Origin of the sequence: Methanobrevibacter sp. (assembly GCF_045126245.1) — an archaeon.
In the GTDB taxonomy this organism is placed as follows: Archaea; Methanobacteriota; Methanobacteria; order Methanobacteriales; family Methanobacteriaceae; genus Methanocatella.
Window position 1 is genome coordinate 1 of record NZ_JBGVOG010000073.1, and the last position, 10,173, is coordinate 10,173.

Here is a 10,173-nt window from a genome sequence, read left to right on the forward strand (position 1 = left end):
ATATAATAAGGTAATTTAAGAATGTAAAGTGAAATGAATATTATTAACCCAAGAATTATCAACTTATAGACATTGTCCTTTTTGAATTTATGATCAAAGTCAGGGATATTTGCACCGATGAATGTTAATGCAATTAACAGAGGATTGAGAAAAAACATTAATGCGAGTAGCAGCGCAAATATTGAATGCCCTTTATAAGAAGACATGATGAAACCCCAAGTGTTTTGCGAAAATGTCAATTCCCCAAGAAGCGACAAAATTCACTTTACATCAATATTACCTTAATAAGGAATTAATAATTCCATGAAGTAATATATTGGAACAGTAAATATAACAACCTAATCCAAGAGCATTTGAGAAGTAATCAGATTCCAAAATAAGACAAAAAGCTTTTCATCTGAAGCAGTGACCTCTCAACGCTGCCATCGCCAACAGTTGAAAATGGGGATAAGACCTCCCCGGTTATTGCAGGAATTCCATTTAGGTTGCATACATCCTCTACCGCACCCTTATAAGATTCCCCTGCAGAGTCAAGGGAAATAATTTCACATCCCACATCCTTAGAAATATAACTTGCTATTAAAAAGCTTTCTGGAGTAGGGGATTTGGTTGAAAATATGGACTCCACACCAGGATTGCTGTTGAATGCAGTTGAGTGAAAGTCCCCTACAAAATGTATTCCAAGCTCTTCAATCTTTTGAACGATGACATTGCTTAAAGAATTATTAACATGAGCCGCCCTGTTTAAATCCAATGTATTGAAAAATCTTCTATTGTCCATGGTTGCCTTCGGTGCGGCAAATGGAATGAAAAATAAAGTATTATTGATTTTTTTAGCAACCAACTCATTTAAAAGTTTGATGTTTGCAATCTGTGGAGGCAATTCATTGCCATGAACACCTGATAAAATTAAAATTTTATTTCCTCCACTGCCCAATTTAAAAATAGGAGTTCCATAAACAGATTTCTCTAAAATAAATCTATTCAATTTGTTTAAATCTATTTCATTAAGCACATGAGTGTTTTTTGAAATATAACCTCCTGAAAGATTGGAGATATAACTCATTTCCAAATTATCATAGTGCTCCACTTTTTCAAAATCCATAATTAATTATACATTAAAGCTCTTATTTAAAATTAGGGATTAAATTGAAGAAATATATTAAAAAGTTAATAAGGCTCATAAATTATGAAAGGGACGCTGAAATTGAGTTGATGCAGACAGAAATAATGAATATGTCCGGCAAAAAAAGAGAAGAATTAGGAAGAGCCATCAATAAAGTTAAAGGAAAATATCTCGGCAAGGAATTGGGTTTGCAGATTGTTCAGTTTGGAAGATCAGAGCCCATCGATACGGAAATAAGCGTTGGAGATATGGTGCTGGTAAGTACAGACAATCCCCTCAGAAGCGATTTAACCGGCACTGTAACTGAAAAGGGAGCAAGATTTATAAAAGTTGCTTTTGACAAAAGTATTCCCAAATGGGCCTTAAAAAAGAAAGTCAGACTAGATTTGTATGCTAACGATGTCACTTTCAGAAGAATGGAAGACAATTTGAATCACTTAAGCTTAAAGGGAAAAAATGCACTAGAATACATTCTGACTGACAGAAATCCTAAAAAAAACCGGCCTGTACCATACATTGATTATATTGATAAAAATTTAAATAAATCACAGAAAAAAGCTATTGAAAATGCACTGTCGTGTGAGAATTTCTTTTTGATACATGGCCCTTTCGGAACAGGAAAAACAAGGACACTGGTTGAGTTAATATCCCAAGAAACCAGACAAAACCACAAAGTTCTTGCCACTGCTGAAAGCAATGCCGCTATTGACAATATCCTGGAAAGGTTAATGGAAAACAGGAAATTGAACTTGACAAGACTGGGACATCCTCAAAGGGTATCAAAAAAAAATATCACATATTCCTTGGCTTATAAAGTTGAAAATCATGAATTGAACAAAAAGATTAAAAAGACATATAAAAAAATTGACAAGTTGATTGAAAAGAGAAAATCATTTACAAAACCTACTCCCCAATACAGAAGAGGTTTTGGAGACTATGACATTTTGTTCAATGCATCGAAAGGAAAAGGAGGACGAGGAATAAGTCCTGAGAAAATGAAATCGATGGCACAGTGGATCGAATACAATCAGGAAATTGACGAGGAACACAGAAAGATTAAAAGAATTGAAAACAAAATGATTAGAAACATCATTGAGGAAAGTGATGTGATACTAGCTACAAATTCATCATCAGCACTTGAATCAATTGCAAAAACAAAATTTGATGTGGCGATAATTGATGAAGCATCACAGGCAACAATTCCAAGTAGTCTAATACCGATTGCAAAAGCCCATAGATTTATCCTGGCAGGAGACCACAAGCAACTTCCCCCAACAATCATCAGCAACCGTGCCGGAGAGCTTGAAAATACACTTTTTGAGGCATTAATCAAAAAATACCCCCATAAATCACAATTATTGAATGTCCAATACAGAATGAACAAACTTCTAATGAAGTTTCCAAACTCAGAATTTTACAACAACAGTTTAAAAAGTGATTCAAGTGTCGATGCCATTAACATAAACGATTTGATAAGTTCAAATAATTATGAGGAAGCTCTTCTTTTTATGGACACTTCCAATATTGAAAATAACAAAGAAAATCATCTAAAAGACTCCAAATCAATCATTAATAAATTAGAAGCCAAAATAGCAATTAGTGTTGCTAATGATTATCTCACAGCAGGAATCAGTGCAGATGACATCGGCATAATCAGCCCCTATGCAGACCAGGTTAAAATTATCCAGGACGAAACCCCTGTTGAAGTCAAGACCGTTGACGGCTTTCAGGGACGGGAAAAGGAAATCATTATAATTTCAACCGTTAGAAGTAATTATAATGGAAATATTGGATTTTTAAGTGATTTGAGACGTTTGAACGTTGCAATAACCAGAGCCAAAAGAAAACTGATAATAATCGGCAATAAAGATACCCTAAAAAACAATCCGACATATGCAAGACTGATTGATTTTGTTGAGGATGAAAATTTGCTGATAAAAATTTAGGCATACCTAAACTTTATATACTATGAAGTTCAACTTATAATTAGGTGTGAAAGTACAGTTACTTTCACAGCTTAGAACTCTTAATTGAGGTTTTATTTTTCCAAAACCCATATAACTTTCAACCTCAATTATATCCCTCAATTAAGAGTTTTTCTTCTGCCCACTTTTTTTAAATTTTAAATAGTATTAAAAATATAACTATTATTTGATATTTATTTTTATAAAATTATTAACGGTGATTAAATGACTGATAAAGTAGTTTTAGCATTTAGTGGGGGCCTGGATACCTCAGTATGTGTTAAATTATTAGAAGAAAAATACAATGTAGAAGTAATTACTGCATGTGTTGATGTTGGACAAGGCGAAGAAGAAATGGAAAAAGCAAAAACAATGGCCTCCAAAATTGGAGGATTGAAACACTACAACATTGATGCTAAAGAAGAATTTGCAAATGAATACATCGCACGTGGAATAAAAGCAAATGCAGAATATGAAGGATACCCATTAAGCACTGCACTTGCAAGACCATTAATAGCACAAAAAATCATAGAAGTTGCTGAAAAAGAAGGGGCAACAGCCATTGCACACGGTTGTACCGGAAAAGGAAATGACCAATTCAGATTTGAAGCAGTCATTCTTGCAATGTCTGATTTGGATATCATCGCACCAATCAGAGAAATGAATTTGACTAGGACTGAAGAGCAAGAATATGCAAAATCCAAAGGTATCGAGTTAAGTTATGATAAAATTTACAGTATTGATGAAAACCTTTGGGGAAGAGCAATTGAAGGAGATGTCCTAGAAGATCCTGCAAACGAACCTCCGGAAGACATTTATGAATGGACCGCTTCATGGGAAGATGCCAAAGACGAACCGGAAAAAGTATCCATTGAATTTGAAGAGGGCATTCCAATTGCAATCAACGGCGAAATGATGCCTTTAATTGACTTGATTGCAAAAGCAAATGAAATTGCAGGAGCTCATGGTATCGGCAGAGTAGACACCATTGAAAACAGAATGATTGGTCTTAAAAGTAGGGAAATCTACGAAACCCCTGGTGCAAAATTATTAATACCTGCACACCAAGCATTGGAAGAATTGGTTTTAACAACTGACGAGCTAAGATTTGCTGAATATATGTCAAGCCTTTATGCAGACCTCGTCTACAGAGCACTCTGGCAGGAACCATTAAGGGAAGACCTAGACCAAGCATTTGATAAAATGCAGGAAAGAGTAAGTGGGGAAGTTGTAATGAAACTCTTTAAAGGTTCAATCCAACCTATTATCAGAAAATCTCCATTTAGCTTACACAGCATTGAACAAATCACATTTGAAGACAAAGAAACCGAACAGAGCGAAGTTGAAGGTATGATTAAATACCACGGTCTTCAAGCAGCAAATTATCAAAAATTAAACAGATAGCTTTAAAGCTATCACTTTCTTATTTTTATGTCAAAAATTAACCAATTACAAGAGATTATTGATACTTCAGACAATATCGTGTTTTTTGGAGGAGCTGGCGTTTCAACAGAAAGTGGAATTCCTGATTTTCGGTCTGAAAGTGGAATTTTCAAAAGTCTGAAAAAATATGGGGATACCCCCGAAAATTTAGTTTCACATAGCTACTATATGAACCATACGGAAGAATTCTTTAATTATTACAAAGAAAATCTCATTTTTAAGGATGCCAAACCAAATCCTGCACATATCACATTAGCCAAACTGGAAAAAGCAAGAAAATTAAAAGCTGTTATCACACAAAATATTGACGGGCTTCATCAGAAAGCTGGAAGCAAAGAAGTATTGGAACTCCATGGAAGCATTCACAGAAACTATTGTCAGATTTGCGGAAAGGAATATGGCTTAAATCATATCCTTGAAAGTGATGGCATTCCAAGATGCGAATGCGGCGGAACCGTAAAACCCGATGTTGTGCTCTATGAAGAACCGCTCAACAATGCTGTCTTAAGCTATTCAATCGATTATATTCAAAATGCTGAAACCTTAATAATTGGCGGGACTTCACTTGTTGTGTATCCTGCAGCAGGATTGATAAACTACTTCAACGGAAAAAATCTGGTTTTAATCAATAAAAGTGAAACTCCTTATGATAATCTTGCAACATTAGTCATCAATGATGCCATTGGAGAGACTCTGAGCCAAATCAAAATCTAAAGGCTCGGGAATTAATTTTATTCCATCCAACTGATTGTCACATTTATAGACCAATATTTCAACGCCTTGCAAGTAGGCTTCATTAAGTGTTTTTGAAAATTCAGGATCATTATCCCAATTTGGCCTGAAGAAATTGCCTGCAGGATGCTGAATTAAAAAGAACACAACGCAACGATTTCCCTCTTTTTTAAGTTTAATCAGCTCTTTTAAATGTTTTGTACCCCTTTCAGTTGGGGCATCCGGAAATCTTGCTTCACCATCGACAATCAATGTGACGCCCTTAACCTCAATATAGCAGGGGTCAACCAAAAAATTCATTCCGCAGCAATCATCTTCCTCATTTGCCAGATATATGTCTATTCGGGAATTATCGACAGTTTTTTCCCTTTTGTGATAGGAATAACCAGAAAGCTCCTCAATTTTGCCGTCAACGATTGCATCATATACAATGCTATTTGCCTCCTGAGAGAAAAGGGATACCAACACATTTTTATTCTCAACAAAGTGAAGTGAATATTTTGTTTTTCTATTTGGATTATCCGAAGGCTTTAGCCAAACTGTTGCACCTTCAACCAGAAGTTCCTTGCATCTTCCAGTATTGGGCACGTGAGCTATCTCAACATTGCCATCGACTTCAACTTCCGCAATGAACCTATTGGGCCTTTTTAAAAAAGTCCCCTTAACATAATCCATCTTTAATCACACTGCCAATATATGAAACCAAATCTGTAGCTGAAAATCCATTGCCTTTCACTTCAAATGCCTTATCTCCGGCAAGACCATTGATGAAAGCGCCTAAAGCGGATGAATCAAAAGAACTTAGTCCTTGTGAAAGTAAAGAAGTGCAGATTCCTGCCAGCGCGTCACCAGTTCCTCCAACTGTCATTCCAGCATTGCCGGATTTGTTTATCTTAAATCTTGTTCCGGACAATATAAGATCATACTCTCCTTTGACGACAACGGACGCCTTGATTATTCTTGTAATCTGCTGGAATTGGGTGATGTTTTCATCAACTTTTTTAAAGTCAAAACTGTCAATATCCAATTTCAAGTCCCCTTCAACATTGAAAAATGACTTGAATTCAAAAATATGTGGAGTCAATATAATGTCATGCCTATTTTTAATCAATGAAAGTTCTACCTGTTTTAGGGCATCGGCATCAAGCACGATTGGCTTTTTGATTTTAGTTACCAAAACATTGAACAATTTTGAGGTTTCACTGTCCATTCCTGCACCAGGACCTATCAAAACCGCATCTACATTTTCTGCAAGTTCCAATATTTCATCAGCATGATTCAAAGATAGTTTATCTCCCTCCAGAGATTTTACAATCAAATCTGGAGATGTTGACTTGATGGCTTCTGCAGCATTTTGAGGACTTGCAACATATACCAAATCCGCTCCTGCGCCAATAGCAGCCATTCCCGCAATGGCCGGGGCACCTGAATAATCCTTGCTTCCCCCAACAACAAGCAACCTGCCGTTATTTCCCTTATGTGATTTTGGATTCCTATTCCTAAGTCTTAAAAAATCCCCATAGTTAACGAAATACTCCGCTTCAAAGGGAATCCCAATGTCTGCGGTTACAAGACCTCCGACATCCTCCTCATCGGCATTTCTAACACCTGTTTTTATTTTATGAAAACTGATTGTGTAATCCGGAACAACAGCCAAATCATTAACCTCTCCTGTTAAAGGATCCATTCCTGAAGGAACGTCGACACTGATTTTCAAACCGTCTGATTCGTTGATTACTTCAATAGCTCTCCTGATGTTGGTCTGCAATTTTCCATCGATTCCAGTTCCCAAAAGGCCGTCGACAATGATAAATTCTGAATTGTCGCTTTTTGCAACCTCACAGGAATTGATATCCTCAAGAGTCTTTAGATTATATATCTTTAAGTGAGACAGACGAGGCTTCATATTTTTCAATATTTCAAAATTGGTTTTTGCATCGCCTGAACGGATGTTTTCCTTCAGCATATAAATATCGACATCATAACCCCTGTTCAATAAGTAACGTGCCGCAACAAAACCGTCTCCACCATTTCCCCCAGACCCTGTGAAAATTACGACTTTTACAGGCTTTGAAAAAGAATAAACCGCTATCTTACCAACTTCTTCTGCCAAAGATTTTCCGGCCGATTCCATCAAACATAATCTGGATAAACCTAAATATTCACAATTATAATCTGTTACCATCATATCAATTGGATCCACATAATCACCTTAAATTAAAATATAACTAATCGATATAAATATAATTATCTTTAAGTGATAGGAAAAATAGCATGAAAAGAATTACCGTAAAACTTCTGAAAACATTGCCGACAAAATATGTTACAAACGGCATAATCCTGATTTTAGCATTGTTTATCTATGGAATAGTAGGTTCTTACCTCATTATGGGTTTAAATCTAATTGATTCCATTTATTATGCAGTAATTACTATGGCTACCGTGGGATATGGAGATTTCACCCCACACACAGGAATTCAAAAGATTTTCGCAACAACTCTTGCCTTAGGAGGCGTTGCACTGCTCGCTTATGTATTTAATATTATTTTAACAAACTTTCAGGAAAAAATGAGCGAATATTCAAAAGGAGCAATGAAAATGAGAGCGATTGAAAATATGGATGATTATTATATTCTTTGTGGCTACGGGAGGGTTGGAAAAGTAGTTTTTGAAGAGCTGACCAAAAGAAACCAGAATATTATATTGTTTGAAAAAGATGAGGAAATACTTGAAGGTATCGAGGAAAATGATTCTGTTGTTGTAATCAATAAGGACGCTACCGAAGATGATTTGATTTCAAAATTGGCTGGAGAAAAATGCAGAAGCGTAATAATAAGTACTGGGGACGACGTGACCAATTTATTTATAGTTTTAACCATACGCGAAAGCAATCCTGATGCATGGATTGTATCAAGAGCAAGCAAAGAGGAAAATTATTCAAGGCTTAGAAAAGCGGGTGCAGATAAAATCGTATCTCCGGAACTGATTGGGGGAAAAGATTTATATTATGAATCAACAAGACCCCATATCCTGAAAATAACTGTAAGGCATACTGTAGACGAGATTTATGATGAATTCAAGATTATCAGCAAATATGGCTGTACACTAGAAAACATACAATACCACCTGCCGGGAATTGAAACACCGCTGACACGAAAAATAAATACAATGGACATTAAGGACGGCAAACAGTTTAGAGATTATCTTGAAAAAAATGTGGAGCAGAAAGAAGCCATTGAAAACTTGTATTCGCTTGTAAACAATACACATTCCCATATCATCTCAGGCCCTGACCGTGCTACTTTCATTAAACTGGTAGATGAACTGAAAAAGCATGAGGAAATACTTGGAATAAATTTAAGTAAAAAAGAAGTGGCCGAAATAACAAAGAAAAATATAAAATAAGCTATTTAAAAAAAGAAAGGAAAAGAGAGTAGAACTCCCTCTAGAATAATTCTTGTAAGTGAATTTGGTAAGGGCCTAAGCTTCCGCCGTAGTTACCTGCACCAATTTCAATAACACCTGGCACTTGACAAGCAGCTTCAATACCTGCTTTCATAGCAGCTTTAACGGATTCTTCATCTACACCATCAATAACGATTTCCATATTTCCGAATACGTTTTCTGGCAATTCTGTGTCAACTTGGTCTTTTAAGGTTACGCATTCTTTTTCGTTGGTAGATGCACTCATGAAAGAGTATTTGGAACCAGTTTTGGAACCGGAAGCAACCATACCTCCTGAGAAAGGAGTGATTACACCAGGAACAGCGTGAATAGCATCAACAGCAGCTTCAGCAGCAACGATAGAAGCCATTTGACTGTCAGCCATGATGAAGAAGTTTCCACCAGCTACACCGTCTTTCCATCCCATTTCATCTTCAACCAAAAAGTCACCAGACATGATAGGAATTACGTGCATTTTTTTACCGTTTACTTCTTTTTCAGTTTCATATCCGTCACCGAAGAATTTGAGTTGTTTTCCGGTTGGGAATGCTTCTTCACTGTCAAGAGCATTGAATGCTGCTGCAGTAGGAGCGGTTAAAACACATTGACCGATTCTGTCCATAATTTGTCCGCCTAATGCTTTTTTGGACATGTGACAAATCATGATTGCATAACCAGGTCTTCCATCTGGAGATTCAGTTGGAGGAACATATTGGTCGATACCTGCTTCTGCAGGACATCCGATAACTGAAGTAGCAAATCCAGTAGCTTCAGTAGCTGCAATTTTAGCTAAATGTTTAGTAGCTGCAGTAATAATCAATCTAGATACTTTAATTCCGAAACCTTCAGCAAAGGTATCTTGTATATTTACGCCATTAATTTCCATTTTTTCACCATTAAGTTCGTTAAAAATTAGATTAAATTATAAATTAAACTAATTTTCTATAACAATTAAAGATATATTTCATTATTAAAATAAAGTTTTCTATTTTATATCAATACCCAAATTATCAAATAAAAAAAAGATGTGTCTGCAGCAAATTATCGGCAAAAACTACTCATATTCATCATCCGGCCTCTCTTCAAGTTTTTCATTTGAAGATCCTGATGAAATCTTATCAAGAACTGAAGAACCGTAGTAAGGCATTAGAATCATACCAATAATTGTAGCCATCCAAAATGAAATCAGCCTTTCGATAACTGTTGCAGCCGCACTGACTGAAGCTGAAACTCCTGCAGCAGAGTAAAATAGAATCATCAATCCATCAACAGCTCCAAGGCCTCCTGGAAGAAGTGGAATCATGCCCACCAAACACGCCACGATAAATACTTCCCCTATGATTATAGGATTTACATTGGCTCCAAATGCCAAAAATACCAAATAAACTCTGAAAATTTCAAAAATCCATATTATAAAAGATAATGTTAAAGTATAAACTAATCCTTTCTTATTGGAAATTAACA

General features: G+C 35.9%; 9 protein-coding genes and 1 pseudogene. 4 read left to right on the plus strand and 6 right to left on the minus strand.

Annotated elements, in window-relative coordinates; genetic code table 11:
- Together ACJMLZ_RS05650 and ACJMLZ_RS05655 are read right to left on the minus strand one after the other, a co-directional pair.
- Positions 1–206: pseudogene (locus tag ACJMLZ_RS05650) on the minus strand (hydrolase); the annotation flags it as partial.
- A 158-nt stretch (positions 207–364) separates the two neighbouring features.
- Complete coding sequence (locus tag ACJMLZ_RS05655) at positions 365–1,105, minus strand: succinylglutamate desuccinylase/aspartoacylase family protein (protein ID WP_405304398.1); 741 nt, start codon at positions 1,103–1,105, stop codon at positions 365–367.
- Between the two features lie 44 nt (positions 1,106–1,149).
- Here ACJMLZ_RS05655 and ACJMLZ_RS05660 point away from each other — a divergent pair, with 44 nt between their 5' ends.
- The 3 genes from ACJMLZ_RS05660 to ACJMLZ_RS05670 all read left to right on the plus strand — a co-directional run bounded on the left by ACJMLZ_RS05660 (position 1,150) and on the right by ACJMLZ_RS05670 (position 5,247).
- Entirely contained in the window at positions 1,150–3,072 is a 1,923-nt protein-coding gene (locus ACJMLZ_RS05660) for an IGHMBP2 family helicase (RefSeq protein ID WP_405304400.1), read from the plus strand.
- A gap of 243 nt (positions 3,073–3,315) precedes the next feature.
- On the plus strand, positions 3,316–4,494 hold the full coding sequence (locus tag ACJMLZ_RS05665; RefSeq protein ID WP_405304402.1) for an argininosuccinate synthase: 1,179 nt from the start codon (positions 3,316–3,318) through the stop codon (positions 4,492–4,494).
- Between the two features lie 27 nt (positions 4,495–4,521).
- Positions 4,522–5,247 carry an NAD-dependent protein deacylase gene (locus ACJMLZ_RS05670; RefSeq protein ID WP_405304404.1) on the plus strand — a complete coding sequence of 242 codons (726 nt, stop codon included), beginning with the start codon at positions 4,522–4,524 and terminating at the stop codon, positions 5,245–5,247.
- Here the strand turns inward: ACJMLZ_RS05670 and sfsA are convergent.
- Positions 5,197–5,940: a DNA/RNA nuclease SfsA gene (gene sfsA / locus ACJMLZ_RS05675; RefSeq protein WP_405304406.1), complete on the minus strand. Its 744-nt coding sequence runs from the start codon at positions 5,938–5,940 to the stop codon at positions 5,197–5,199. The genes ACJMLZ_RS05670 and sfsA overlap by 51 nt on opposite strands.
- On the minus strand, positions 5,927–7,468 hold the full coding sequence (locus tag ACJMLZ_RS05680) for an NAD(P)H-hydrate dehydratase (protein WP_405304408.1): 1,542 nt from the start codon (positions 7,466–7,468) through the stop codon (positions 5,927–5,929). The genes sfsA and ACJMLZ_RS05680 overlap by 14 nt, the downstream gene beginning before the upstream one ends.
- A 71-nt stretch (positions 7,469–7,539) precedes the next feature.
- Between ACJMLZ_RS05680 and ACJMLZ_RS05685 the strand changes: the two genes are divergently transcribed.
- Positions 7,540–8,670 (plus strand): NAD-binding protein, encoded by a 1,131-nt coding sequence (locus tag ACJMLZ_RS05685; RefSeq protein ID WP_405304409.1) that lies wholly within the window; start codon positions 7,540–7,542, stop codon positions 8,668–8,670.
- Between the two features lie 40 nt (positions 8,671–8,710).
- Here ACJMLZ_RS05685 and fhcD read toward each other — a convergent pair whose 3' ends face one another.
- Together fhcD and ACJMLZ_RS05695 are read right to left on the minus strand one after the other, a co-directional pair.
- Positions 8,711–9,595, minus strand: a complete 885-nt coding sequence (gene fhcD / locus ACJMLZ_RS05690) for a formylmethanofuran--tetrahydromethanopterin N-formyltransferase (RefSeq protein ID WP_405304411.1) — start codon at positions 9,593–9,595, stop codon at positions 8,711–8,713.
- A gap of 168 nt (positions 9,596–9,763) precedes the next feature.
- Positions 9,764–10,173, minus strand: a 410-nt coding sequence (locus ACJMLZ_RS05695) for a flippase-like domain-containing protein (RefSeq protein ID WP_405304413.1), incomplete at its 5' end; no start/stop codon positions are given.